Source organism: Kibdelosporangium philippinense (genome assembly GCF_021390435.2).
Classification (GTDB): Bacteria; Actinomycetota; Actinomycetes; order Mycobacteriales; family Pseudonocardiaceae; genus Kibdelosporangium; species Kibdelosporangium philippinense.
Genome location: NZ_JAJVCN010000002.1, coordinates 801,983 through 827,764, shown reverse-complemented (window position 1 = coordinate 827,764; position 25,782 = coordinate 801,983). Strand labels below are relative to the sequence as shown.

The following is a 25,782-nucleotide window of genomic DNA, read 5'->3' as shown; positions in this document are numbered from 1 at the left end:
TTTTCAGGGCCCTTGGTCATGCGGTCCCTCCTGGGTGGACGTTCACAGCGCTGCCGTGAACGGCTCCGAGAGTGCGGCGAACCGTTACGTCGCCGGAGTTTCCTGGTAGCCACACGACGCCGTCAGGCAGGTCCGCGTACTCGAACGGCACGGTGACCGCACCACGGTCGGTCGAGACCGTCACGGTTTCCACCTTGTCGACACCGAGGACCGCGGCGGTGTGCTCGGACAGCCGGGCCACGACCTTGCGGGCAGTGCCTGCCAGGTGCGGCTCTTCCTCCTGCAACGAACCGTTGTCCAGCAGCTGGCGCCAGGTGGCGAGCAGAGCTTGGCCGTCGCTGTGCGGCAGGCTCTGCTGGCGCGACTCGACCTCAGGCGCGGATGCCTTGGCAGTGCTCGTGGTTCCGAGTCTCGCCAGGTCACCGGCGGCTGCGGCGGGCGTCTGGGTGAACAGGTCCGCGTCCATCTCGACCGCGAGCGTGTCCAGCACCCGGCAGTCCGGCAGTGCGCCGGTTGCGTCCAACGTGGTGCCGAACTCGCGGCGACGGCCTTCCCAGTTCAGGAACGTTCCGGCCTTCTCGACCGAGGGAGCGATCGGCAGGACGACGTCCGCGAACGCGGTGACCGCGCTTTCCCGCAGTTCCAGGCTGAGCACGAAGTCCGCTGTCTGCAACGCTTCCAAGGCCCGGTCCGGGTCCGGCAGGTCGTACGGGTCGACACCGCCGACCACCAGCGCGGTCAGCTCGCCATTCGCGGCAGCCTCAATGATTCCGCTGGTGTCACGCCCTGGTTGCGAGGGCAGCGAACCGGCCTCAAGGCCCCATGCCTGCTCAACCTCGGCACGAGCCGCGGCGTCGGCGACGAGCCGACCACCGGGCAGCAACGTCGGCAGCGCGCCGACCTCGACCGCACCACGCTCGCCCGCGCGCCGCGGGATCCACGCGATCTTGGCACCGGTCTTGGCCGACAACCGAAGCAGCGCCGAGAACAGGCCCGGGATCTGCGCGGCACGCTCGCCGACCAGAACAACCGAACCCGGCTTGCCGAGACCGTCGGTCACGTCGGCCGCGTGCTGGTCGAGCGCGTCCACCGCGGCTGCCTCGCCGCCGGGCGGCGTGGCGAGCAGCGTGCCGAAGGTCTTCTCGACACCTGGGGACGTCCACTGTCCAATGTGGAACACCTTGGTCCGGCCCCTGCGAGCCGCTTTGCGCAGCCGCAGGAAGACGATCGGTGCTTCCTCTTCCGGCTCGAACGCCACGCACAGCACGGTCGGCGCGTTCTCGATACCGGTGAAGGTCACGCCGGTCTCCGGCGTCGTACCGACGACAGTGGACGACAGGAACGCTAGCTCCTCGGCCGAGTGCGGCCGAGCGCGGAAGTCGATGTCGTTGGTGCCCAAGGCTATCCGAGCGAACTTCGCGTACGCGTACGCGTCCTCGACGGTCAACCGGCCACCGGTGAGCACACCGGCGTTGCCACGGGCCTTGCTCAGCGCCACCGCGGCGACCTGCAGTGCCTCGGTCCACGAGGCGTCCTTCAGCTCACCGGTCGCCTTGTCCCGCACCTTCGGCCGCAGAACGCGGTTGGGGGCGGTGGCGTACCGGAACGCGAAGCGGCCCTTGTCGCAGATCCACTCTTCGTTGACCTCGGGGTCGTTGCCGGCGAGCTTGCGCATCACCTTGCCGCGCCGCCAGTCCGTGCGCTCGGCACAGCCGGAGGAGCAGTGCTCGCACACGCTCGGCGTGGACACCAGGTCGAACGGCCGCGACCGGAACCGGTACGCGGCGCTGGTCAAAGCACCGACCGGGCAGATCTGGATGGTGTTGCCGGAGAAGTACGACTGGAACGGCTTCTCCTGCGCGATACCGATCTGCTGCTGCGCACCACGCTCGAGCAACTCGATGAACGGGTCACCGGCGATCTGCGCGGAGAACCTCGTGCAGCGCTGGCAGAGCACGCAGCGCTCGCGGTCGAGCAGCACCTGGGTGCTGATCGGGATCGGCTTCGGGAAGGTCCGCTTCGTGTCGTGGAACCGGGAGTCCGCGCGGCCGTGCGCCAGTGCCTGGTTCTGCAGCGGGCACTCGCCGCCCTTGTCGCAGATCGGGCAGTCCAGCGGGTGGTTGATCAGCAGCAGCTCCATCACGCCCTGCTGCGCCTTGTCCGCGACCGGGGACGTGACCTGGGTCTTGACGACCATGCCGTCGGCGACCGTGATGGTGCACGAGGCCTGCGGCTTGGGCATCGGCCTGCCGCCCATCTCCACCTCGACAAGGCACTGGCGGCAAGCGCCTGCCGGGTCGAGCAGCGGGTGGTCGCAGAACCGGGGAATCGTGATCCCCATCCGCTCGGCGGTCCGGATCAGCAGCTCGCCCTTGGGAGCCACCACCTCGATACCGTCGATGACGAGCTTCACGTGCCCTTCCGGGACAACAAGCTCGTTCTTCTCGGGTGCAACGGTCATCAGTTCGCTCCCGCCAGTGCAGGCTTACGGTTCTTCTCGCGGTTTTTCTGGCAGAGCGCGAGGAACTCGTCCCTGAAGTACTTGATCCCGCTCTGGATCGGGCTCACCGCACCGTCACCGAGCGCGCAGAACGACCGGCCGAGCACGTTGTCGCAGACGTCCAGCAGCGTGTCGATGTCCTCTTCGGTGCCGTTGCCGTCGACCATCCGCTCGAGGATCTGCGTCAGCCAGTACGTGCCCTCCCGGCAGGGAGTGCACTTGCCGCAGGACTCGTGCTTGTAGAACTGGGTCCACTTCATCACGGCCCACGGCACGGACACGGTCTCGTTGAAGACCATCACGGCCGTCGTGCCGAGGATCGACCCGGCTTCCACCGCGCCCTCGAAGTCCAGCGGAACATCGAGGTGCTCGGCGGTGAACATCGGAGTGGACGAGCCACCGGGCGTCCAGAACTTCAGCGGGATGCCGTCCTTCATGCCACCGGCCATGTCCAGCAGCTGGCGAAGGGTGGTGCCGAGCGGGGCCTCGTACTGGCCCGGCTTCTCGACGTGGCCGGAGATCGAATAGATCTTCGGGCCCGGCGACTTCTCGGTGCCCATCTTGCGGAACCACTCGGCGCCGCCGTTGATGATGAAGGGAACCGACGCGATCGTCTCGACGTTGTTCACGGTGGTGGGTGCGGCGTAGAGCCCTGCCGCCGCCGGGAACGGCGGCTTCAGGCGAGGCTGGCCACGGCGGCCCTCCAGCGAGTCGAGCAGAGCCGTCTCCTCGCCGCAGATGTACGCGCCCGCGCCCGCGTGCACGGTGATCTCCAGGTCGAAGCCGGAGCCGAGGATGTCCTTGCCGAGATACCCGGCGGCCTTAGCCTCCGCGACGGCCTGGTTGAGCCTGCGGATGCAGTGGATGACCTCACCGCGTACGTAGATGAAGCAGTGGTGGGAGCGCATCGCGTAGGACGCGATGATGCAGCCTTCGATCAGCGAGTGCGGGTCCGCCATCATCAGCGGGATGTCCTTGCAGGTCCCCGGCTCGCCCTCGTCGGCGTTGATCACCAGGTAGTGCGGCTTGTCCTCGTTGGGCGGCATGAAGGACCACTTCAGGCCGGACGGGAAGCCAGCGCCACCGCGACCGCGCAGCCCGGAGTCCTTGACCACCTGCACGATCTGCTCCGGCGTTGCCGCCAGAGCCTTGCGTACGGCGGTGTAGCCCTCCAGCTGCTCGTAGGTCTGGATGGACCAGGAGCGGGGAGACAGCCAGCGCTTGGTGAGTACCGGCGTCACCGGGTCGACTGTGCTCATTTCTTCTCCAGGTCGGGGAACGCCACGTTCGCCGGCATGACCGGCGCGGTCCAGCCGCGGTCCTGCGCCAACTGCGCGCCCGCGAGCGTCTCCGTCGCCTGCGACGGGCCGTCCACATCGGACTCTCGCTCGAAGAAGCCTGCCAGCTGCAGCGACACGTCCTTGAAGTCGGTCAGCGGGGCGCCCCGGGTCGGCGCGGGCTTCTCCCCGCGCCGCAAGGCATCCACCAGCTCGACCGTCTTCTCCGGCGTCTGGTTGTCGTAGAACTCGTAGTTCACCTGGACGACCGGCCCGAGGTCGCAGGCCGCGAGGCACTCGGCGTGCTCGATCGTGATCGAGCCGGGTTCGCCTGGTGTGCCGACGGTTTCCTCGTGGCCCAGCGGCTTGCCCGGCTCGCCGAGGTGCTCACGCAGCTTGGCGTAGATGCTGTCGCCGCCGAGCGCCGCGCACAGGGTGTTCGTGCACACGCTGACCAAGTGCTCGCCGCATGGCTTGCGCTTGTACATCGTGTAGAACGTGGCCACCGCGCTGACCTCGGCCGCGGCGAGCTCCAGCTGAGCCGCGCAGAACTGGATCCCCGCCTGGCTGACGTAGCCCTGTACCGACTGCACCAGGTGCAGCATCGGCAGCAGGGCCGAGCGGGACTGCGGGTAGCGGGCGATGATCGCCTGCGCGCGCTCCACGATCCCGTCGAAGACGCTCAGGTCCTCGGCGATGTCGGTGACCAGTTTCTTGGTCTGATCTTCGGAGAGCACGGACGCGACCGTGGCTTCCCGTGAGTCGTCCACAGTCGACTGGAAAGTGGGCTCGCTGCCGACGGTGGAACCGCCGTAGGTCTGCCCAGGTCCAGAAGTGGTCATCGGTCCACACCACCCATGATCGGATCGATCGAGGCGACCGCGGCGATCAGGTCCGCGATCAGCCCGCCCTCGGCCATGGCGGGCATCGACTGCAGGTTCACGAAGCTTGGTTCGCGGGCGTGCACGCGCAGCGGCCTGGTGCCGCCGTCGGACACCAGGTGGTAGCCCAGCTCGCCGCGTGGCGACTCGATCGGCATGTACACCTGGCCCGCAGGCACGTGGAAGCCCTCGGTGACCAGCTTGAAGTGGTGGATCAGCGACTCCATCGACTGACCCATGATCTTGCGGACGTGCTCGAGCGAGTTGCCCATCCCGTCCGGCCCGATCGTCAGCTGCGCGGGCCAGGCGATCTTCTTGTCCTCGACCATGACCGGGCCCGGCTCATCGAGCAGCTTCATCGTCTGCTTGATGATCTTGAGCGACTCGTCCATCTCCCACATCCGCAGGAGATACCGCGACCAGCAGTCCGCGCCGGTGTCGGTCGGCACCTCGAAGTCGACCTCGTCGTACGCCAGGTACGGCTCGATCTTGCGCAAGTCCCACGCCAGACCGGCCGACCGCAGCACCGGGCCGGTCACCCCGAGCGCCAGCGCGCCGTCCAGCGGCAGGTACCCGACGCCCTTGAGGCGGTTGCGCCACACCGGCTGTCCCGTGAACAGCTTGTGGTACATCGGGATGCGCTCTTCCATCGTCTTGACGAACTTCGTCAGGTATTCCTTCCAGTCAGCCGGAAGGTCCTGAGCGACGCCGCCCGGCCGGATGAAGCCGTGGTTCATCCGCAGGCCGGTGATGTACTCGAGCGTGTGCAGCAGCACCTCGCGCTCACGGAAGCCGAGGGCGGCAGCCGTTGTGGAGCCGAGCTCCATACCGCCGGTGGCCAGGTAGACGAAGTGCGACGAGATCCGGTTGATCTCCAGCAGCAGCTGGCGGATCAGCTGGGCGCGGCGCGGCGCCTCGATGCCGAGCAGCTTCTCGACACCCATGCAGTACGCGGCCTCGTGCGACAGCGGCGCGAGGTAGTCGGTGCGCGTGATGAACGTGACCGCCTGCGTCCAGGTCCGGAACTCGCAGTTCTTCTCGATCCCGGTGTGCAGGTAGCCGATCACCGAACGGGCCTGGGTGACGGTCTCGCCCTCGATCTCGATCACCAGGCGGAGCACGCCGTGCGTGGACGGGTGCTGCGGGCCGAGGTTGATCACCATCCGCTCGTCGTGCGTGGCGTCCTCGAGCACCTGGTCCCAGTCGCCACCGGTCAGGTGGTACACCGGTCCCTCGGTGGTCTGCCTCGACTCGGCCTCGTACGGGTCCGTGGTGGTGGAGTCAGTCGGGTTCGTGGTCACGAGTAAGACCTCCGCTGGTCGGGCGGGGGGATCTCCGCGCCCTTGTACTCAACCGGGATGCCGCCGAGCGGGTAGTCCTTGCGCTGCGGGTGGCCGTCCCAGTCGTCCGGCATGAGGATGCGGGTCAGTGCCGGGTGGCCGTCGTAGACGATCCCGAACATGTCCCAGGCCTCGCGCTCCTGCCAGTCGGCCGTCGGGTAGATCCCGACGACGCTCGGCACGTGCGCGTCCTCGACATCCAGCGCGACCTCGAGGCGGATCCGGCGCCGGTAAGTCATCGATGTCAGGTGGTAGACCGAGTGCAGCCGCTGCGGCACGTCGACGCCGTAGTCGACGCCGGACACCGAGCTGCACAGCTCGAAGCGCAGCGCGGGCTCGTCACGCAGGGTCTGGCAGATCTTCAGCAGGTGCTCACGGGCCACGTAGTACGTGATCTCGCCGCGGTCGACCGTGACCTGAAGGATCGCCTCCGCCGGGACGTTGCGACGGGAGAACGCCGCCATCATCTCGTCGGTGAACTCGTCGAACCAGCCGCCGTACGGGCGCTCGGCCGGGGGCGGGCTGTACGCGGGCAGCTGCAGACCGCCGAAGCCGGAGGTGTCACCGGAACCCGTGACACCGAACATGCCCTGCCGGGACTTGCCCGCGACCACACCTGGTTGTGGTGCGGCGTCACGGGTTTCGAGGCCCTCCTCGGGCCGTTCGGCACTCGACTGCTCGTCGCCTGGGGTAGTCACCCGCTCAGCCCTTCTTCTTGGCGTAGCGCTCGGACGACGGGATCAGCTCGGCCTTCTGGAAGCCCTGCTCAACCAGCGTCGCGGCGCGGCGGGCACCGAGCGGCTCCTCGGAGATCCGCTGGTGCAGCTTGAGGATCGCGTCGAGCAGCATCTCCGGGCGCGGCGGGCACCCCGGCAAATAGATGTCAACGGGCACGACGTGGTCGACGCCCTGCACCACCGCGTAGTTGTTGAACATGCCGCCGGACGAGGCGCAGACACCCATCGCGATGACCCACTTGGGCTCGGGCATCTGGTCGTAGATCTGGCGAAGGACCGGGGCCATCTTGTTGGTGACCCGGCCGGCCACGATCATCAGGTCGGCCTGCCTAGGGCTGGCGCTGAAGCGCTCCATGCCGAACCGCGCGTAGTCGTAGCGGGCACCGCCGACGGTCATCATCTCGATCGCGCAACACGCGAGACCGAACGTGGCAGGCCACACGGAGTTCTTCCGCGCCCAGTTCACCAGCTTTTCCAAGCCGGCCAGCATGACTCCGTTGGGGAGGAGCTTCTCTTCGATTCCCATGCTTGCCCCTCTAGTTCCAGTCCAGCCCGCCGCGGCGCCAGACATACGCGTACGCGAAGCCGACGGTCGCGATGAACAGAACGATCTCCACCAGGCCGAACACGCCGAGAGCGTCCGCGGTGACCGCGAACGGGTAGAGGAAGACCATCTCGATGTCGAAAAGGATGAACAGCATCGCGGTCAGGTAATACGCGACCGGGACACGCCCACCGCCGACGACCGGCTGCGGTGACGGCTCGATGCCGCACTCGTAAGCCTCTAGCTTCGCCTTGTTGTAGCGCTTCGGCCCGACAAGGGCGCCGAGCGTGGCCGAAACCCCCGCGAACAGCGCACCAAGTGCGAGCAGGAACACCAAGGGGAGGTACGAGCCAAGCTCAGAACTGCCACTCTGGGCCAAGGTCTGGGCCAACTCGGTCTGGGCCACCACTCCCACGCCGCCGACCATTGACAACGCCGTCCTTTCCCCGCGCATCGATCGCCCTCGTCGGCACCCTAAGGGGTCTTCCTCACACCCCTGGTGGTTAGGCACGCCTAACAAAACATGCCTCAGCCAGCCCATTCAGGCACCGACCAGCGCGAACGCTTGCCGCCGAGCTTGTGAAAGTCTTCACAAGCTGTCTCATGACTCTGTGAAGCGATTCACAAGACGTGACGGAAGTGTAGGACTTGCCTCACAAGAAGGAACCCCCAGGCCTGTGAAGCGCGGATGTGAGGCGTACCACCGAACAACACAACGCAGGCCCGCGAGCGAAGCGAGCGGGCCAAAAGTAAGTGAGGGGGGCCGCCAGACCAGCGCGTGTCTGCCGCTCCGGCATGGCGTATTGAACCCGCGAGCGGCGCAACGTGGCGGGTGACCCGGCTGGTGGCGAGTCGAGCAGTTTGACACGCCGCGCCGGTGGGGCGGACACGCGGTAGTTCAACCTATCCAACCCTGCTGGAGGTGGAAGCCAGTCGGACGTGGGCCTGTCGGTCAGGCCGGGCCTGAAAGGATCGGGGCTCGGCACTTCAGGGCGTCTTCCTTCGCCCGCGAGCCGGCGTGTGTCCACCATTCCTTCACGGTGAGTCAAACTGCTCGACTCGCTTCCAGCCCTGCTGGTACCCGCCGGGCGCCGCTCGCGGGTTCAACTCACCACAAGGAATGGTGGACACACGCGCTGTCGCGGGGTATCCCGTCGCTTCGCTCCGGGGGTTTGGGGCCGCACATCCAGTGGTTATCGGAGGTTGGGGGCGATCTTGCTGGCTACTGCGATCATTCTGTCCACTACGTCCCCGTCTTTGGGGTCGAAGCAGCCTGATAGGCCTTTGTGGATCAAGGGGATCAGGGAGTTCACGCGCAGGCCGTACTTGGTGGCCGCGCGCATGATTTTTGGTTTTCCGATGATTTTCGCGAAGATGTTGCCCAGACGGTAATACCCGCCGTAAAGGTCACGCATCGCGACCGGGTAGGCCTCAAGCGCGCGTTCCCGCGACGGCCCTTCCGCCCGGGCCAAAGCCTGAACAACGATCTCGGATGCGATCTTGGCCGACTCCATCGCTGACTGGATGCCTTCGCCGTTGAACGGGCTCACCATTCCGCCCGCGTCGCCCAGCAACAGCATTCCGTCTCGGTAGTGCGGGGTTCGGTTGAAGCCCATTGGCAGTCCGGCTCCGCCGACTTTTCCGATCGCGTTCTCTTCTCGGAAGCCCCATTCTTCCGGGGTTCCGTCGAGCCATTGGCGGAGCAGGGCTCGGTAGTCCGTGCTGCGGAAGGAGGATGAGGTCGACAGCATTCCCAGGCCTACGTTGACCGTGCCGTCGCCGAGGGGGAAGACCCAGCCGTAGCCCGGGAGCAGTTTCGGGTTCGCTGGGTCGCTTCGGTCCCACAGTTCCAGGTGGCCTTCGATGAAGTCGTCTTTGGAACGTGGCGACGAGTAGTAGCGGCGGACCGCTACTCCCATCGGGCGATTTTCGTGTTTGTCGATTCCGACCGACAGGGCCAGCCGGGCGGACACGCCGTCGCACGCCAACACCAGCGGCGCCGAGTACGTCACCTCGGTTTTGTCGCGACCGACGCGGGCACGGACCCCGGTCACGCGACCCGTGCGATCTTGCACGGCTCCGGTCACCGTCGTGTTCTGCTGCAGGCGGGCTCCGTCGCGCTCGGCCACTTTTGCCAGTAGCTCGTCGAAGTCCTGACGGGTGCGGGAAACGCCATAGGGCGGCATCGAGGACAGCTCGGGCCATGGGAGGTGCAGCTGCAGGTCACCGGTGATGATCCGCAGGGCGTTGTTGTGCACCCAGCCTGCTTCTTCGCTGGTGTCGATGCCCAGGTCGATCAGTTGCTTCACGCCTCGCGGGGTCAGGCCGTCGCCGCAGACCTTCTCGCGGGGGAATTGGGATTTCTCGAGCAACAACACGTCCACGCCTGCTCGGGCCAGGTAGGCCGCGGCGGTTGAGCCGGCTGGGCCTGCTCCGACGACGATCACTTCGGCGTCGTCGCCCTGCCGTCGTCGCGTACCCACAGCGGCTCCCTTGTGAACGGTTTCACGATCTCCCCTTCGCGCAATTCTAGCTGCGCTACCGACGTGACCTGGGACACGATGGTGCACGGAGGTACCCATGACCCTGGACCGGTTGCGGTCGGCGTTGTGGCAGACGCCGATTCCGACCTCGCCCCTGCCCCACAACAGCTACCAGGAGGCCCTCGGTCTGAACCTGCTCGCGTTGGCGTTGCGGCTCGAACACGTCGACCGGATGACCGAGGCACTCACATTGGTCGACTCCACCCATATGACCCGCTCGGTCAGCATCGACATCAACCTCACCGTCCTGACACCCGACCAGATCCAGGCGTTGCGGACCGACCCCAACGCCGTCAAAGCTCCGGAAACCGTGTGGCTGCCTGTCGCGCGTCAGGCCCGCACCGATCAGGCGCCCGTTGTCGTGCGGGACGCGACCAACGTCGTGCTCCCGCGGGCGACCCATGAGGAGACCGCGGGCGCGTTGATCCAAGGCATGTCCAAGGCGTTCCGGATGTTCCTCGAAGCCGATCCGCGTACCGGCGACCCCGGCGAGACGCTCTACAGCGTGCGGCACGAACTGCATCGCTCCCGCTGGCTGATCCAGGCCGCGATCGCGAACATGATCGACAAAGGCGTTCAGCCGCCGAGATCGCATGCGGAGCAAGCCTCACGCCGGGGCGCGACCGACTCCGAGAGCATCAGGGAACGAGCCGAGCAGGCGATCAACGACCTGTTCCCTGAAGACAGCGCTTTCCTTCGGCTGCTTGACATCGCTTCGTCTGAGTACCTGCTGGTGACCGAGGTCCCGACGAACAAGCCACAAGTGTTCATGCAGTTCGACGCGCCCGTCATGCCTGCACGCTCACAGGACTTACGGGACCGCGCGACGATCCGTCGCGGCCTGACTCCCCGGCACGAGTTCACCGTGCGGTACCAGACGGTCATTCCACGCGCGGTGGACTCGTATCACGTGACCATCGAAGTTCCGTCGGAAATCGCGGTACGGCGGTTCTTCCTGACCAGCGATGTGGACGGGCCCGCGCTGAGCACGCTCGTCGATGACATCCGTGCCGTCGCCGACGAGTACGACGAGCTCAAATCCGTGTCGCCCAAGCTGCTTGAACAGGAGTTGCAGAGCATCGGGTCGCGGCTGGCCGAGTTCGGCCGCAGGCGCCAGCGGGATCTCGACTCGTTCAAGACGTACCTCGAGGAGTGCTACGCGGGTTTCACCAACCGCCGCCCGACATTTCCGGAGAACGGGCAACTGATCGGCTGGCTTGCCGAGTTCTCCCGCAAGTACGAGGCCGACCACTACCGCAAGCTGGCGGACGGCGTGTTCACCGCGCCGATGTTGCGGCAACTGGCCGACGACCTCGAATCGTCCGATGTGGACAAGGACTTGTACGTGGACAACGACCCGAGGGACAACGCCGGGCACGCGCACTGGCGGCGCAGGCCGTTCGGGTCCGATCCGCAGTCGGTCGAGCCGGTCGAGGCCAACCTGTACATCGCGCTGGTCGACGATCCGCCGTCGCTGGCCACGAACGTGTCCAAGATGCTGCTCGCGGTCACCCTGCTGGTACTCGCGTTCGGAGTGATCCTGCAACCCGATCTGTTCCGCGGGATTCTCTTTCTCGACGATTTCGGCGACAACCTCAAACCGGCCTTTGACGAGCGGTCCCCGGTTTCCTCAGCGGACGCCATCGTCACTGTTCTGTTGCTTGTGCCGGGCCTGTTGCTGGCCAGGCTGGACATCCCGTCGGCGCGGTCGGTACTCGGTCAGCTCAGGCTCTTTCCCAGATATATAGCGTATCTCTCGATGATCATCGCGGGTGCGCTCGCGCTGTTCGTTGCCGCCGCGCAGGCGAACGCGCTGGGGCTGCCGTTCGAGGTCGCCATCTGGCTGCTTGCGGTGCTGGCCGCCTCGATGGTCGTGAACAACATCATCAGCTCGGTGAAACGGCGAAGCCGGGTGCCGTTCAGCACGGTCAGCCCGAACTGGCTGATCACCGAGCTGACCGGCGCGGTCAAGCGCCGGAAACGGGACTGTGTCGTGAACTTCTCGACTTTGGGGCGTGATGCGCGTGTCTGACGTGACCCGCCAGTACCCCGCGCTGGCCAAGATCGCCGCACGGGCCGCCGGGTCGGCGAGCGCGGCGATCCAGTTCAGCGTGGGACATTTCGCGGACGAGCAAGCCGACTACGAACCGCCGGACCACGAACCGCCGCAAGGCATCGGCGAGATCATGACGGTCCGGATCGGCGGTGTCGGCTTCGAACTGCACACCTGGTCGCCAGTAACACCAGGTCACCCGCCTGCTGGTGTGCTGGCGGACGAGCTCGGCGCTGGCCGGTTCGGCGGCAGCGTGATGATCAACCCGGATTTCCTGTACGACTCCGCGTACAGCACAGAGATCCTGCTGACGCTGGGACACGACCCGTGGCGCCCGGACTACGCGGACTCGCTGATGGTCACGTTGGCGTACAAGGTGATGACCACGGCAGCTGGCGGCGACGTGCCGATCTTGTTCCTGCAATCGCCCGTGGCGCCGTTCAAAGATCCGCCGCCGCGCTTCCGGGTCGACGGTTCCGGCGAGGCGCCACGCGTGTCGAACGGCCTCGCGCTGCGCATGCTGATCGCGCTGGACACCAGCAATCCGCGGAAACGCCTGGCACTGGTCCGCAATATCGCCTGGGTAGCGGCCGAGTACGGGATGGGATTGCAAGTCACTGACCGCCGGTTCGGCCGGGTGCGCGGCGAATGGTGGTCGGTGTTGCGCCACGAACCGGACATCTATCAGCGTAAGAAGACCGAGCTGTTCGGGTGGGCGCCAGACGGTGTGCCGGATTGTGCTCAGCTGCTGACGTTCGTCGGACCTGCGCGGATCGGCGCTTCCGCGGCGATCGCGGCCGACCTGCTGGCACGCAACGTGGGGCTGCTGTCCATCTCGGAAGCCACTTTGCAAGAGGTCGCGTTTGTCAACGTGGTCGTGCCGGTTGCCCCGGCACGCAAAGGACCCACTGCGGCGAGTGGCAAATGTTTGCCGATCGGTGCCGGGCTCGGCGCGCTTGCCCGCGATTGTGGGCTGACAGCACGGCGTGGCGCCCGGCGTACCGGCCCGATCGAGGACACGCCCGCGACGGACTACCAGTTGCTGCGAACCGGCCCGGTCGATCCGCGGGTTGGCGAGCCGGATGACGCGGTCTACCGGCCAATTTGGGTCTCGTGGCAGCTGTCCTCGGCGCGTGACGTCCCTTCGCTGGTGCTCGCGCATCTGTTGGCCGACAAGCACGTCGTCGACGGACGCGTGGACTACACCCGTGCCAGGGCTGCCCCGAACCGCCAGATCCGTGGCAGAGCAAAGATTTCCGTCGCGCTCGACCCGGTGATCGACCGCGTCGATGTCCCAGGTCGGTTGTCCGACTTGTGTTCCCGCGCGGAACGCGACGTCGTCACGCACCTGCTCGGGGAAGGAGTCATCCTGCGGACAGTCGAACTGGCCATCGCGTGGCGGGAGCGTTGGATCAGCCGCTGACCACGCGATGCCGAACACTTTGTGACCGATTGCGCAAGTGGATACCGGGGACCGGAAGGACGAGACCGGAGGGATCCACTTGCGTTCGCTCACATGGGCGCTGCCTGTGCTGCTCGCCATCGGACTGGCAACACCGGCACAGGCAGCTCAGCCGCCCACAAGGGAGAAATCAGGCTTCATCGTGCAGGACGGCACATTGGTGTGGCGTGCACCGAAGCCGCTGCCGATCGGTGACGCCGCGGTCGAGTTCTGGGACGGCGACCGTCTGCTCGGCAGACCACGTGCGTCATTCGACCACCGCACGTTCACGCTCGACGACACGACAGTCGCCAACCCGCAGGCACCACAGGTGCGGGTGGGCGGAAAGCGTGTTGACGTCGAGGAAAAGCCGCGTCCACGGGCGTTGGCCCCAATGCAGGCACCCGCTGCCCCGCTACCTGCGGCGCAGGTCGACCCAGGCACGCCAGGGCCGTTCAAGACCACGTCCGGCGAGTACACGCTGGACCCGGTCACGCTGCCGAACTATCCGACGTCTGTCGAGATGCAGGCGCTTGTGGTCGCGCCGGTCAACGCACCAGGCAAGCGTTTACTGGCGCTCTTCCTGCACGGCAGGCATGGCACGTGCTACATCCCCGGTGGCGCGGAGGGTTTGTCGTGGCCATGCCCGCAAGGCATGAAGCCCACGCCGAGCCACAAGGGGTACCAGCAGGCCCAGCAGCTGCTCGCCTCGCAGGGTTACGTGACCGTCTCGATCTCCGCCAACAGCATCAACGCGCAGGACGGCGGCATCATGGACGCTGGCTCGCAGGGACGTTCTTCCCTGGTACGCCAGCACCTGAGCCGATGGGCCGATTGGGCTGACACCGGACGCGGTTCCGCGCCCGAGATCGTCAAGGCCGCACCGGTCGCCGACCTGTCGAACGTGTTGCTGATGGGCCACTCGCGCGGCGGCGAGGGCGTCAACCGCTCGGCGGTGGACAGCCTCAGCCCGCCACCCGGCGAGAACCTGCCGACCAGATGGAACATCCGTGGTCTTGTGCTGATCGGTCCGACGGCGTTCGGCCAGAACCCGGCAGCCGACGTGCACGCGGTGACGTTCCTGCCTGGCTGCGACGGTGACGTGTCCGACCTGCAGGGCCAGGAGTACGCGGATGCCAGCCGTGGGGTCAGCCGGGGCAAGGCGCTGCACAGTTCCCTGTACTTCGCGGGCGCGAACCACAACTTCTTCAACACGGAGTGGACGCCTGGCCAGGCCGAAGCGCCTGCGTACGACGACTTCCCCGGCGGCGACGCCGTGTGCTCGGAAGGAACGCCCACCCGGCTGACCCCGGCGCAGCAACAGACCGCCGGTGCGACGTACATCGCCGCCGCGGCAAGGCTTTTCATCGGCGGTGACCAGCGGGTCCTGCCGTTGGTGGACGGCACGGGAGTCCGTGCACCTTCGGCGGACCCAGCACGCGTGATCAGCCAGGCAGTCGGTGGCGCGCGCGTTCCGTTTGTCGTGCCCGAGAACACGACGCAGGTCAGCGGCGGGGCAAAACTGTGCAAGCTGGTCACCATGGGCGCCGACTCGTGCTTCGACCCGGCGATCGCCCAGTTCGAGCCGCACTCGACGCGGCTTCAGGGCTCGGTCAGCGAGGACCCGGACCGGGTCGCGGTGACGTTGGCCGGTTCCGGTGCCGTTCGTCCGGCCAACACGGTTTCCCTTGCCGGCTCCCGGAATCTGGCGCTGCGATTGATCGTTCCGCCGAACACCAAAGACAACCAGTTCGCTGTCGCCATCACGGACAGCAACGGCCGTAAGGCACAGCTGGGCACGGTCAAGCTGGACGGGTTGACCGCGACCGAGAAGATGGTGTCGCTCTGGGCGCAGGAAGTCCGCGTACCGCTGCCGGTGTACGGGATCGACCTGCGGCAAGTCGCGTCGCTCGAGATCGTTCCGAGCGGCACCGGCCAGGCATGGCTGATGGACGCGTACGGCTGGAACACCGGCTTGCCCGAGCCGGAACCGGTGGCGTTGTCCCGTGTCGACGTGAGCGATCTGTTCGTGCCGGAAGGCGACTCCGGCACGCGGACCTTCCAGGTCAAGGTCACTGCGTCGGGCAACACCGCAGGCACCGCACGGCTGTTCGTGTCCGACGGCGCAGGCGGGTACACCACCCGCGTCATCACTGTCCAACCTGGACAGCAGACAGTCGACGTCCCGTTCGCCATCACCGGCGATACCAAGTGGGACCCGTTCTCGATACGGCGGTCGGTCTTCGCCAAGGCGCTGCACGGCGTTGTCGCCGCGGACTATGCCGGTGGCCTGATCGTGCAGAACGACGACCCCGAGCCCGCGATCACGGTCACGCCGATCACCGACAAGGTAACCGAGGGCGGGACGTTGGCATGGCGGGTGACGCTCGCTGCCCCGATGGATTTCCTGTACGCACAACGGGTCCAGGTGGTGGCGCCAGCGTCCGGCACGGAGCTGTCCAGTACGGACGTCAGCACGGAGTGGTTCGCCCAGTGGTCAGGGCAGAATCCGCAGCCGTCACGGCCGCTGTCGGGCACGGACCCGCATCCCCACCGGGCAGCTGACCGCGGACTTCACCATCCCGACTGTCGTGGACAGTGCCGCTGAAGGCACGGAAACCGTCCGGATCGCCGTGATCAGCCCGTACACCGGCGACGTCAGGGCCGAGGTGGCCGGCGAGGTGAGCGACCCGACGTAAGCCTCTTGTTGACGCATGATCACCGACGGTAGAACCAGTTGCCGAGGGACAACTGGAGGGAAAATCACATGCGTCTGCTCAGGCTCACGCTTCCTGCGCTGGTCGTGGCGGCTCTTGCCACACCAGCGCAGGCAGCACAACCGCCGACTGGCCCACCATCAGGTTGGTCGGTCACCGGCAACGATCTGATCTGGGAGTCAGCCGAACCACTGCCGGTCGGCGACTCGGCCGTCGAATTCTGGGACGGCGAAACGTTTCTCGGCCGCCCGATCCCGTCGGGCGATCACCGCACATTCACACTCACGACAACGAGCGTGGTCAACCCGCGTGACCTGTCCGTTCGCGCGTCTGGCAAACGGCTTGACATCGAAGAACAGACACCGCCGCTGAAGACACAGCCAGTGTCGCCGCCCGCACCACTTCCGGCGAGCGCTGTCGATCCCGGTACGCCTGGGCCGTTCAAGACGACGTCCGGCGAGTACACATTGGACTCAATCTCGCTCCCGGATTATCCCGCAGCCATTGAGATGCAGGGCCTTGTCGTGGCGCCGGTGGGCGCGCCCGGCCGACGCCCGCTCGCGCTTTTCCTGCACGGCAGGCACATCTCCTGCTACGACCCGGCAGATCCGAAGTACCAGAACATCAACTGGCCGTGCCTGCCAGACAAGAAGCCGGTCCCCAGCTACACCGGCTACCAGCAGACCCAGCAGCTGATGGCGTCGCAGGGATACGTGACGGTGTCGATCTCGGCCAACGGGATCAACGGACAGGACGCGCGTGTCCTCGATCTTGGCGCGCAAGGACGTTCTTCGCTGGTACGCCAGCACTTGACGCACTGGGCCGAATGGGCAGGCGCTGGCCGGGACTCGGCGCCGGACATCGTCAAGGCCGCGCCGATCGCTGACCTGTCGCAGGTGTTCCTGATGGGGCACTCGCGTGGTGGCGAAGGTGTCAACCGGGCCGCGATGGACAGCATCAACCCGCCGCCGGGCGACACACTGCCCACGCGGTGGAAGATCAAGGGCACACTGCTGATCGGCCCGACGATCTTCGGCCACAACCCGGCGGCTGACGTGCCATCGGCGACGATCCTGCCTGGCTGCGACGGCGATGTGGCCGACCTGCAAGGCCAGATGTTCATCGACGGAACCCGTGGCATCAGCCGTGGTGCCGCGTTGCACAGCGCGCTGTATTTCGTCGGCGCGAACCACAACTTCTTCAACACCGAGTGGACGCCTGGCCAGTCTGTGGCGCCTTCGTCGGACGACTTCCGCAGCACCACAGACCCGGTGTGCTCACCGGGCACGCCAACCCGGCTCACCGCCGCACAGCAGCAAACCGCTGGTGCGACGTACATTGCCGCGGCCGCACAGCTCTTCGTCGGCGGAGACCGGCGCGTGCTTCCGTTGCTCGACGGCAGCGGGGTTCGCGCACCTTCCGCCGATCCGGCTCGGGTGCTGGCGCACGCGGTTGGTGGCGAGCGCGCCTCTTTCGTCGTCCCTGACTCGTCGACCAAGACCGAAGGCGCGGCACGACTGTGCAAGCAGGTCACCAGGGTTGAGGGTTGCGGAACACCGTCCAGGACGCATTTCGTCACGTTCCGAAGCATCGCTGAGGACCCGGACCGGTACGCAGTGTCGTTGACCGGCGCGGGAGTCGTGCGGCCCGCGAAGCCGGTGTCGTTGGCGGGATCACGCAGCCTCGCGCTGCGCCTGATCGTGCCGCCGAACACCAAGGGCAACCAGTTCGACGTCGCCATCACCGACACCCACGGCCGTAAAGCCCAACTGGGCTCGGTAACGCTCGACGGCTTGCCTGCGTCGTCTGCTGTGTCCGCGCACTGGGGCCAGGAAGCACGCGTCCCGCTGCACGGTATAGATCTGCGTCAGGTGGCCTCGCTGGAAGTGGTGCCGCGTGGCACCGAACCAGCTTGGCTACTCGACGCGTACGGCTGGAACACCGGTTTGCCGGATCCACGGCCAGTTCCGTTGTCCCGCGTTGACCTCGGCACGTCTTCGGTTCAAGAAGGTGACTCTGGCACTCGGACGGTTCAGATCCCGGTGTCCGTGTCCGGCGACCGGGAAGGCGCGGTGCGACTGTTCCTCACGGGTCCGAGCGGTGAGATGACCACTCGTCTGGTCACCGTCCAGCCTGGCCAGCGCACGATCGATGTGCCCATCGAGGTCGTCGGCAACACCCGGTGGAGCCGTGGCGCGAATTACACCCTGTTCGCCAAGGCTGTCCGGGGCACCGTCGCGGGCGCTTACCGTGGCGGGCTCGCGGTGGTCGACGAGGACCCGATGCCCCAACTGACGATCTCGCCTGCGGCCACAACCACCGAGGGCGGCACGTTGAAATGGACCGTGACGGCGTCCGCAGTCGCGGATGCGCCGTTGTCGGCTTCAGGCCAGGTCATCGTCCCGGCCCAGGGGCCGGAACTGTCGAGCACCGACGTGGACCCCGTGTGGTTCAAGGAGCAGACCGGCCGGGACCCGGTGCCCGCGACACCGCTGTCCAGCTCGCGGCTCGGCTTCTTCGCCGCAATCCCGCCGGGCTCGCTGACCGCGGAAATCACGGTGCCGACCGTGCGGGATTCCGAGGCTGAACCTGCCGAGCACATCTACGCCAAGCTGCAGCCTGGGCTCGAACTCGTCGGTTCGGTGACGGACTAGCGTTTCTTGGCCCGGTGCAGGGCCACCATCCCGAAGGTGAGGTTCATCCACTCGACGTCATTCCAGCCGGCCTTGGCGACGATCTCGGCAAGGCCGCGCTGGGAGTGCCAGTCCTTGATCGACTCACCGAGATAGCTGTACGCCTCGGGGTTGGAGGAGACGACCTTGGCGATAGCGGGCGCGACCCGCTTCATCCCCCAGTGGAAGACAGACCGGAAAGGCTTGAACCGAGGCTGCGAGAACTCACAGACAAGAAGGCGCCCACCAGGCTTGACCACCCGGCGCATCTCACTGAGAGCAAGCTCGGTGTCGAAGAAGTTCCGAATGCCGAACACGACGGTGACAGCATCGAACGAATCGTCGGCGAACGGCAACCGCATGGCGTCAGCAGCGACCTTCGGCACCTCACGCGAAGCCCCACTTGACAGCATCCCGACGGAGAAATCGGCAGCCACGCACCAGGCGCCGTTGCGCGCGAACGCCACCGTCGACACACCGGTGCCCGCGGCCAGATCAAGAATCCGCTCGCCCGGCTGAGCGTCGAGGACCTTGCGAGTCATCTCACGCCAGCGCCGGTCATACCCCAAAGTCAAGACCGAGTTGGTCCGGTCATATCCGCGCGCGACGCCATCAAACATCCTGGCGACCTCGCGCGGCTTCTTCTCAAGGCTGGCACGGGACATGACCGAACTTTAAGCGAGAACGAAGGTGCGCATGATGCCACCTGAGCACCCGCCAAGCCACACAATCCCCGATCGTGCGAAACCCCTGTTCCGGTCAGGTTTGCGCCGGTAACTTGAACATGTGAGCGAAAACGCCGTTCCAATAGAGGATGAACCATGAAGAACTACGCGCAGCCATCAAGGACTGGAACCGCCGCGCCCGGATGCTCGATCTCGATCTGGCCGCCTGCCTCGGCCACCTCAGCCAACTCGACCAAATCGACCACCTCCCCACCTTTGCCGCCCGCGCCCCTACCCGCCCCATGCCCACACTTCAACGAGCCGGATACCAACCTCACCCCACCAATCCGGCTCCCACCCACCCTCATCTAGATCACCGCACCCGCCTAACCCGGCGTCACTCACCGCCCCCTGGCATGAACAGCCCCAGACACACCCACCTCCCACTCACCCAAGCCAAAGCCCGCGCGAACACCCCAGGTATGCCCACCATGTGCGCCACAGGCCTACCCACCTCGCGCGCCCATCCGGCTATATCCCTGGCCTCGCGGGTTTGGCCGATCGTGTGCGAGCCCATCTCGCTATGCCCACCTCCCGCTGGCCTCGCGAGTTTGCCCACCTTTGGCCGTGGCCTCTAAGCCTGAATCCACCGATAGACCTTGTGTTGATCTTCCGGGGTGTTCTGGTCATGTGTGGATCTTGGGTTTTGGTGGTGGGCATGGTGAAACGGCTGGCTTGTCCAGCGTGTCCACGGGAGGTCTCCGGTCGGGCCCTGGCGGGCGGGTGGTGAAGAAAAGGTCAGGCGGCGGGTGGGCTGGCGGCGGTGTGCAGGGTGGTGAAAGCCTCGGCCCAGGGCCAGTGCTCGGGTAGGTGCAGGACCGGGCGGCCTTGAGGGCGGGCAAGGCGGGCTGGGACGCAGACGAGGTGTTTGCGCAGTGTCGCGCCGCGGGCTTTGGCGTGGAAGGTGCTGGTGAGGCTGCCTGCGGCGCGCAGCAGGTTGTGGGCGAGGGCGGTGCAGACGACCCACGCGGCGTTGGCGTCGAACTGCCCCGATGGCAGATGCGCCAGCGGGCCGTCGATGAGGTCGGCGAAGGTCGTTTCGACGATCGCGTGCTGCCGGTGGGCGAGATCAGCGTCTACTGTGGATAGTTCGGTGTTGGTGAAGAACGCGTGGTAACGCCAGATCGGGAACAGGGCGTTCTCGGAGTTCTTGTCCTTCACCCGGCGTACCACCAGCCGGGCGGTGATGACGTGGCGGGTTCCGGCGAAGGCGGTATAGCCGGTCTCGGCGACCTCGGCGTCAGAGATCAGCTCGCCGGTATCGGGATCTTCCACCGAACCCGGGTAGCGCACCGCGACCCACGCGTCCTCGGCGATCGCCGTGATGGCGGCCTGGATTGACGGGTTGGTCGCCACGGTGATCGAGAACATCGCCCCGGCGCGGCGTGCGGCACTGACCACTGTGCCGGCGTAGTAGGCGGAATCGCCGCGGACCAGGATCCGTCCCGCGCGTGCCCCGGCGGCTTTCGCAGTGTTCAGGGCTTGGGTCAGTAACCTCGCCGCGCCCCGCGCGGAACCGGCGTTGCCTGCCCGCAGACGGATCGCGGCGACGAGGGGTGCGGCCAGCCGGGTGGAGATCGTGACCACCAGCGGCGAGAGCCCTCGCAGCAACAATTGGTAGCCACCGACTTTGGCCGGCCCGAACCGCGCACCTCGTTTCTGGGTGCCGTACACGCGGCGCAGCAGCGAGTCGATGTCCACAAAGGTCATCTGATCCGCCCCGGCCAGCACCGGGGTCTTCGCCGCCAGCGACACCAGCATCGCGCGCAGCACCGCGGCCAGTTGCAGCGCATGGCCGTGGGTGAACGAGCGCAGAAACGATCCCAGCGTCGAGGGCGCGTACACCCCGGTGAACAGACGTTTCATCCCGCCGTGGCGGATCACGTCCAGGTCATCGATACAGTCCGCGCCCGCGAGCATCCCCGCGACGATCGAGGCGACCTTGCCTGCCGGGCTGGCCCCAGTCGACGGGATCGGAGCGTTCGTGATCTCTACCTTCTGCGCTACCAGTTCCGACATGCCCGCCCGCTCGGCCAGCGCCATCACCGGCACGATCCCGGCGCAGGACACGAGATTCTCCTCATCGAACCGCACCGCCGCCCGCGACCACCTGTGCGATAATTTCACTGAAAGTGCCTTCCATCCCCGGGTGATAATCGAGCCTCAGTAACTCGTATTATCACAGGTCAGAAGGCACTTTCACTTGTAACACGCCGCCCCGAACACCCACTCATCAGTGGATTCAGGCTAAGGCCATACCCACTTCGCGCTTGCCATTGCCCTGCCCAACCCCCGGAGCGAAGCGACGGGTTACGACGCGACAGCGCGTGTGTCCACCATTCCTTGTGGTGAGTTGAACCCGCGAGCGGCGCACGGCGGGTACCAGCGGGGCTGGGAGCGAGTCGAGCAGTTTGACTCACCGTGAAGGAATGGTGGACACACGCCGGCTCGCGGGCGAAGGAAGACGCCCTGAAATGCAGAGACCCAATCTTTCAGAACCCGCGCCTTCAGCCCCAAGCCGCAATCCCCACACCCAACCAACCCAGGCAGAACCCAAACCCACACGAGCCAACTGCACACCCACCCCCAACTAGGCCAGGCACAGCGCCTGCAGCATGCCCTCGACCGACGTGGGCCAGCTGAACTCCTCCGCCCGCGCACGAGCCGCTTCCCTGCGCCACGATTCCGGCGCCGCGAGCAGGTCTTCGACCGCGTCGGCGAATGCGTCCGCGTGGTCATCCACTGCGGCGCCGCACCCTGGCCGGACAATTTCACGGAGAGCCGATGATGCCGACACCACTACCGGTGTACCCGACGCGAGCGCTTCCAGTGCCGCGAGCCCGAATGTCTCATGTGGCCCTGGCGCCAAGGAGACGTCCGCCGTGGCAAGTAGTTGGGCGACGTCGGTGCGGGACTGAACGAACCCAAGGAACGTCACGGGCAAGCCCGTCGCACGGCGGCGCAGTGCCCCCATGCTCGGGCCGTCGCCGGCGACGACCAGTCGCGCACTGTGGCCCTCGGAATGTAGTTGTGCCAACGTGTCCACACTGCGCTCCACGTGCTTCTCCGGGGAGAGGCGTCCACAGTGGATCAGCAGGGTGTCCGCTCCGTCCGCCAGATCCTGCCTTAGCGACACCGATCTTCTGGCCGGGGTGAAGGTCGACAAATCCACACCCAGCGGGACTCGCCGGACGTTCGTGACACCGATGCGGTCGAACTCCTCACGGGCGAACTCCGTTGTGCACACCACTGTGTCGTAGTACCCGGCCATTCGGCGATTGGCCCGGTCGGCGACGCTGCGCGCCCACGTCGGCGGGAGGAGGAACTGTTCGAGCAATCTGTCCAGGCGTTCGTGCGAGATGACCACGCTTGGCACGCCGTTGCTTCGGGCCCAGCGGCCCATGCGGCGCAACGTCAGGCGGTCGGAAACCTCGAGGCGGTCGGGTTCGAGGCTGGTCAGCAATGCCCGCACGCGCCACGGGTCCACCGCCCGGTAGCCCCCGGTGCCCGGGATTCTGGGGGCAGGCAAGGTGATCCGGCGGACGCCGTTGGGCATTCGTTCGTCGGCGAGCCGCGAGCCGGGCACAACCAGGATCACGTCGTGGCCCTGCGCGCAGTAACCGGCGCCAAGGTGATGCAGCGCCGTCCGCAACCCGCCGGACTTCGGACCGTAGAAGTTGGCGAGCTGGACAACGCGCATCACGCCACCTGAACCAGCTGGGTCACCGCGCTGTAGTGCCCCATCAGTTCGTCGCACACCGCCGTCCATGTGCGGTCTTGGACGGCACGGTGGCCCGCTGTGGCCAGGCGGGTCCGCAGTGCCGGGTCAAGCAGTTCCGCGATGGCCGGACGCAGTTCCGTGTCCATGTCCCGAAGGAGGAAACCCGTTTTGCCGTGGTCAACCAGGTCACGAGGTCCGCCGGTGTCAGGCGCGAGCACCGGCACGCCGGAGGCCATCGCCTCTTGCACGGCTTGGCAGAACGTCTCGTGCGGTCCTGTGTGCACGAACACGTCCAGGCTGGCGTAGGCCTCGGCGAGGGGAACCCCGCTACGGAACCCGAGGAAGGCTGCCCCGGGCAGCTTGTCCCGCAGGTTGTCCGTGTCGGGACCGTCGCCGACGACCACCAGCCGGACACCGGGCATGTCGTTCAGCACGGCCAGCTTGGCGACCTGCTTCTCGGGAGCCAGCCTGCCGACGTAGCCGACGAGCATCTCGCCGTTGGGCGCGAGCTCCCGGCGGAGCTGGGCATCCTGGCGGCGCGGGGTGAACAGGCTGGTGTCCACGCCTCTGCCCCAGCGGTGGACGCGAGGAATGCCGTGCTCGACCAGGGACCGTACGGCCTCGGTCGATGGCGCCAAGGTCCGGTCGGCCATGGTGTGCAGCCTGCGGATCCAGCGCCAGGCCACAGCCGCGCCTCTGGCAAGGCCGTACGAGGACGCGAACCCGGCCACGTCAGTCTGGTAGACCGCGACGGTTGGCACGTCCAGCAGGCGCGCGGCCCGTAGCCCGCCGGCGCCGAGCACGAAGGGCGATGCCAGGTGCACGACGTCGGGCTCGAAATCCAGCAGGGCTGAGGTGATCCGCGGCCCTGGCAGTCCGATCGGAAGGGAGGTGACAACTGGGACGTCGACCGCAAGGGTCCGCACGACCGGGGCATGCAGGTAGCTGTCCGGCCCTGGGCCGGGAGCGACCACGAGTGCCTCGTGACCGTGGTCACGCAGGTACTCGACAACACGGAGAACGGAGTTCGTCACGCCGTTCACCTGCGGAAGAAAGCTCTCGGTGACGATGGCGACTCGCACGGCCTCACGATGATCGGAGATGCAAGCACACCGGCGACAGGCGAATGACGTGCCGGGGAACGAAGCCGAAACTTCCAACGTGTGGTTTTGCGATCCTTCGCTGGTCACCTGACGGTCGCATACCGGACACCCAGCGCGGTCACTCTAGGTCGGCATGACCCTCTTGTCGTCACGCCCGCCCAGGCCAGTAGAGCCAGGACTCCTGTCACGGGCACTGGAAGTAGCAGGCCGGCTGGCGAACGACGCCACCGACGTGATCACCGCGACCGCTGGCCGAGGCGCACGCCCCGGAGGCAAGGACTCACCGTTCGACTGGGTCACCGACACCGACCTGACCTTGGAACGACACACCCGCCGAGTGCTGACGGCCGAGTTCCCAGGCATGCCGGTGGTCGGCCAGGAGTTCGGTGCCGACATCGGCTCGGACGCCGCGGAGTACCGCTGGGTCGTCGACCCAGTGGACGGAACGGCGAACTATGTCGCGGGCGTGCCGTGGTGCGCGTACAGCCTGGCGCTGGTCGACGCGTCCGGCCCAGTGGTGGGGGTCGTAGCTGACCCATACCGCGGGCAGATCTATGCGGCCGCGCGAGGCCGTGGCGCCCGAGCCAACGGGGTCAAGGTGTCGCTGACCGACAGGTTCAACACCGCAGGCTCGATCGTCTGTACAGAGCTGACCCGGACAGGCCCATGGCCAGGGATGGGCGGGTTCATCGAGCGCGCGGCACGGGCGCACGCGGGCGTACGAGTCCTGGGCTCAGCGGCCTTGGCAATCGCCCAAGTCGCACTGGGCCACGCGGCCGCGGCCGTCCTGCACAGCTACCACGAGTGGGACGTGGCCGGAGCGGTCGCGTTGGCGATCGAGTCGGGAGCTTCCGTGCTCGACCGGCACGGCGAGGACGCGGCATTGCCGGTGGACGGCCTGCTGGTCGCGGCGCCGGGAGTGTCCGACGAGGTCCTCAGTTGGTGGCAGGAGACAGCGACTGTGGTGGATTCCGTCTGAACAACGGCCCGTACCGCTTCATCCACCACAGAATCGGCCCAATCACGAGCCACATGAACAACACCAGCGTGCCCGCGGGCATCAAGGACAACCACGCGCCTCGGCCAGCAACCTTCACCAGGTCCGGCCTGGCCGCGTCATATTCGACCTCGACAAGCTGGCCCTTCTGCAACCCCGCCGGATACCCAACCCCATCCGGTGGAATGTGGTCAGCGCCATCGGGAGTCTGGTAGCGCACCAACGTGCGGTCGAAGGAAACCGACAGCACCTCAGCAGTGGTCCGCACCGCCCGCGAGTTCAACCCCGCATCCTCCCGGTACGCCCCAATCACCAGGACGATCGCGAGCAGCGTGACGGTCGCACCGATCGACACCAAAGTGATCGCCGCGATCCGGCGAACGCGCGCCGCCCTACCCTCTGCCGCTTCAACTGGCACGCCCGCACTGTACAGAGCGGCACGTAAAGCCCTGCCCCACCGGCAGGTCGCCGATGGGGCAGGGCAAGGACGAACGCTCAGGTGCGGTCGCGACCGAGGTGGCCGCGACCTGT

The 25,782-nt window shown here is 66.7% G+C and carries 18 protein-coding genes; 5 read left to right on the top strand and 13 right to left on the bottom strand.

The features are described from left to right. Positions 1-16 precede the first annotated feature (16 nt). The 8 genes from LWC34_RS22850 to LWC34_RS22815 form a co-directional block, all read right to left on the bottom strand. Positions 17-2,461 (bottom strand): NADH-quinone oxidoreductase subunit G, encoded by a 2,445-nt coding sequence (locus tag LWC34_RS22850; protein WP_233727207.1) that lies wholly within the window; start codon positions 2,459-2,461, stop codon positions 17-19. Next, positions 2,461-3,759 (bottom strand): NADH-quinone oxidoreductase subunit NuoF, encoded by a 1,299-nt coding sequence (gene nuoF / locus LWC34_RS22845; protein WP_233727206.1) that lies wholly within the window; start codon positions 3,757-3,759, stop codon positions 2,461-2,463. The genes LWC34_RS22850 and nuoF overlap by 1 nt, the downstream gene beginning before the upstream one ends. Then, positions 3,756-4,619, bottom strand: a complete 864-nt coding sequence (gene nuoE / locus LWC34_RS22840) for an NADH-quinone oxidoreductase subunit NuoE (protein ID WP_233727205.1) — start codon at positions 4,617-4,619, stop codon at positions 3,756-3,758. The genes nuoF and nuoE overlap by 4 nt, the downstream gene beginning before the upstream one ends. Then, positions 4,616-5,959 (bottom strand): NADH-quinone oxidoreductase subunit D, encoded by a 1,344-nt coding sequence (locus tag LWC34_RS22835; protein WP_233727204.1) that lies wholly within the window; start codon positions 5,957-5,959, stop codon positions 4,616-4,618. The genes nuoE and LWC34_RS22835 overlap by 4 nt, the downstream gene beginning before the upstream one ends. Then, positions 5,956-6,696 carry an NADH-quinone oxidoreductase subunit C gene (locus tag LWC34_RS22830; protein WP_233727203.1) on the bottom strand — a complete coding sequence of 247 codons (741 nt, stop codon included), beginning with the start codon at positions 6,694-6,696 and terminating at the stop codon, positions 5,956-5,958. Before LWC34_RS22830 ends, LWC34_RS22835 begins: the two co-directional genes overlap by 4 nt. 4 nt (positions 6,697-6,700) lie before the next feature. Beyond that, complete coding sequence (locus LWC34_RS22825) at positions 6,701-7,261, bottom strand: NuoB/complex I 20 kDa subunit family protein (RefSeq protein WP_233727202.1); 561 nt, start codon at positions 7,259-7,261, stop codon at positions 6,701-6,703. A gap of 10 nt (positions 7,262-7,271) precedes the next feature. Then, the gene (locus LWC34_RS22820) at positions 7,272-7,688 is read right to left on the bottom strand and encodes an NADH-quinone oxidoreductase subunit A (RefSeq protein ID WP_372496659.1); all 417 of its coding nucleotides are present in this window, start codon (positions 7,686-7,688) and stop codon (positions 7,272-7,274) included. A 784-nt stretch (positions 7,689-8,472) separates the two neighbouring features. Next, positions 8,473-9,762 (bottom strand): geranylgeranyl reductase family protein, encoded by a 1,290-nt coding sequence (locus tag LWC34_RS22815; RefSeq protein WP_233727201.1) that lies wholly within the window; start codon positions 9,760-9,762, stop codon positions 8,473-8,475. Between the two features lie 97 nt (positions 9,763-9,859). Between LWC34_RS22815 and LWC34_RS22810 the strand changes: the two genes are divergently transcribed. The 4 genes from LWC34_RS22810 to LWC34_RS22795 all read left to right on the top strand — a co-directional run bounded on the left by LWC34_RS22810 (position 9,860) and on the right by LWC34_RS22795 (position 18,687). Then, positions 9,860-11,854: a hypothetical protein gene (locus LWC34_RS22810; protein ID WP_233727200.1), complete on the top strand. Its 1,995-nt coding sequence runs from the start codon at positions 9,860-9,862 to the stop codon at positions 11,852-11,854. Next, entirely contained in the window at positions 11,847-13,298 is a 1,452-nt protein-coding gene (locus LWC34_RS22805) for a hypothetical protein (protein WP_233727199.1), read from the top strand. Before LWC34_RS22810 ends, LWC34_RS22805 begins: the two co-directional genes overlap by 8 nt. A gap of 79 nt (positions 13,299-13,377) precedes the next feature. After that, a complete protein-coding gene (locus LWC34_RS22800) occupies positions 13,378-15,924 on the top strand; it encodes a hypothetical protein (protein ID WP_233727198.1) in 2,547 nt (848 codons plus the stop codon). A 159-nt stretch (positions 15,925-16,083) separates the two neighbouring features. Then, the gene (locus LWC34_RS22795) at positions 16,084-18,687 is read left to right on the top strand and encodes an alpha/beta hydrolase family protein (protein WP_233727197.1); all 2,604 of its coding nucleotides are present in this window, start codon (positions 16,084-16,086) and stop codon (positions 18,685-18,687) included. On the opposite strand, the gene LWC34_RS22790 is transcribed toward LWC34_RS22795, so the two are convergent. The 4 genes from LWC34_RS22790 to LWC34_RS22775 all read right to left on the bottom strand — a co-directional run bounded on the left by LWC34_RS22790 (position 18,684) and on the right by LWC34_RS22775 (position 24,233). Beyond that, entirely contained in the window at positions 18,684-19,370 is a 687-nt protein-coding gene (locus LWC34_RS22790; protein ID WP_233727196.1) for a demethylmenaquinone methyltransferase, read from the bottom strand. The genes LWC34_RS22795 and LWC34_RS22790 overlap by 4 nt on opposite strands. A 798-nt stretch (positions 19,371-20,168) precedes the next feature. Beyond that, on the bottom strand, positions 20,169-21,557 hold the full coding sequence (locus LWC34_RS22785; RefSeq protein WP_233722400.1) for an IS1380 family transposase: 1,389 nt from the start codon (positions 21,555-21,557) through the stop codon (positions 20,169-20,171). Positions 21,558-22,020: 463 nt separating this feature from the next. Further along, positions 22,021-23,130 carry a glycosyltransferase gene (locus LWC34_RS22780; RefSeq protein WP_233727195.1) on the bottom strand — a complete coding sequence of 370 codons (1,110 nt, stop codon included), beginning with the start codon at positions 23,128-23,130 and terminating at the stop codon, positions 22,021-22,023. Continuing rightward, positions 23,130-24,233 carry a glycosyltransferase family 4 protein gene (locus LWC34_RS22775; RefSeq protein WP_233727194.1) on the bottom strand — a complete coding sequence of 368 codons (1,104 nt, stop codon included), beginning with the start codon at positions 24,231-24,233 and terminating at the stop codon, positions 23,130-23,132. The genes LWC34_RS22780 and LWC34_RS22775 overlap by 1 nt, the downstream gene beginning before the upstream one ends. A 154-nt stretch (positions 24,234-24,387) precedes the next feature. On the opposite strand from LWC34_RS22775, the gene LWC34_RS22770 reads away from it, so the two are divergent. After that, complete coding sequence (locus tag LWC34_RS22770) at positions 24,388-25,233, top strand: inositol monophosphatase family protein (protein WP_233727193.1); 846 nt, start codon at positions 24,388-24,390, stop codon at positions 25,231-25,233. Here the strand turns inward: LWC34_RS22770 and LWC34_RS22765 are convergent. Beyond that, positions 25,190-25,669 (bottom strand): DUF3592 domain-containing protein, encoded by a 480-nt coding sequence (locus LWC34_RS22765; protein WP_233727192.1) that lies wholly within the window; start codon positions 25,667-25,669, stop codon positions 25,190-25,192. The genes LWC34_RS22770 and LWC34_RS22765 overlap by 44 nt on opposite strands. Between the last annotated feature and the right edge of the window lie 113 nt (positions 25,670-25,782).

Bases quoted from the DNA above. Each gene is read 5' to 3' on its own strand.
- LWC34_RS22850 (WP_233727207.1), bottom strand. From the start codon at position 2,461: ATGACCGTTGCACCCGAGAAGAACGAGCTTGTTGTCCCGGAAGGGCAC.
- nuoF (WP_233727206.1), bottom strand. From the start codon at position 3,759: ATGAGCACAGTCGACCCGGTGACGCCGGTACTCACCAAGCGCTGGCTG.
- nuoE (WP_233727205.1), bottom strand. From the start codon at position 4,619: ATGACCACTTCTGGACCTGGGCAGACCTACGGCGGTTCCACCGTCGGC.
- LWC34_RS22825 (WP_233727202.1), bottom strand. From the start codon at position 7,261: ATGGGAATCGAAGAGAAGCTCCTCCCCAACGGAGTCATGCTGGCCGGC.
- LWC34_RS22810 (WP_233727200.1), top strand. From the start codon at position 9,860: ATGACCCTGGACCGGTTGCGGTCGGCGTTGTGGCAGACGCCGATTCCG.
- LWC34_RS22795 (WP_233727197.1), top strand. From the start codon at position 16,084: ATGCGTCTGCTCAGGCTCACGCTTCCTGCGCTGGTCGTGGCGGCTCTT.
- LWC34_RS22790 (WP_233727196.1), bottom strand. From the start codon at position 19,370: ATGTCCCGTGCCAGCCTTGAGAAGAAGCCGCGCGAGGTCGCCAGGATG.
- LWC34_RS22780 (WP_233727195.1), bottom strand. From the start codon at position 23,130: ATGCGCGTTGTCCAGCTCGCCAACTTCTACGGTCCGAAGTCCGGCGGG.
- LWC34_RS22770 (WP_233727193.1), top strand. From the start codon at position 24,388: ATGACCCTCTTGTCGTCACGCCCGCCCAGGCCAGTAGAGCCAGGACTC.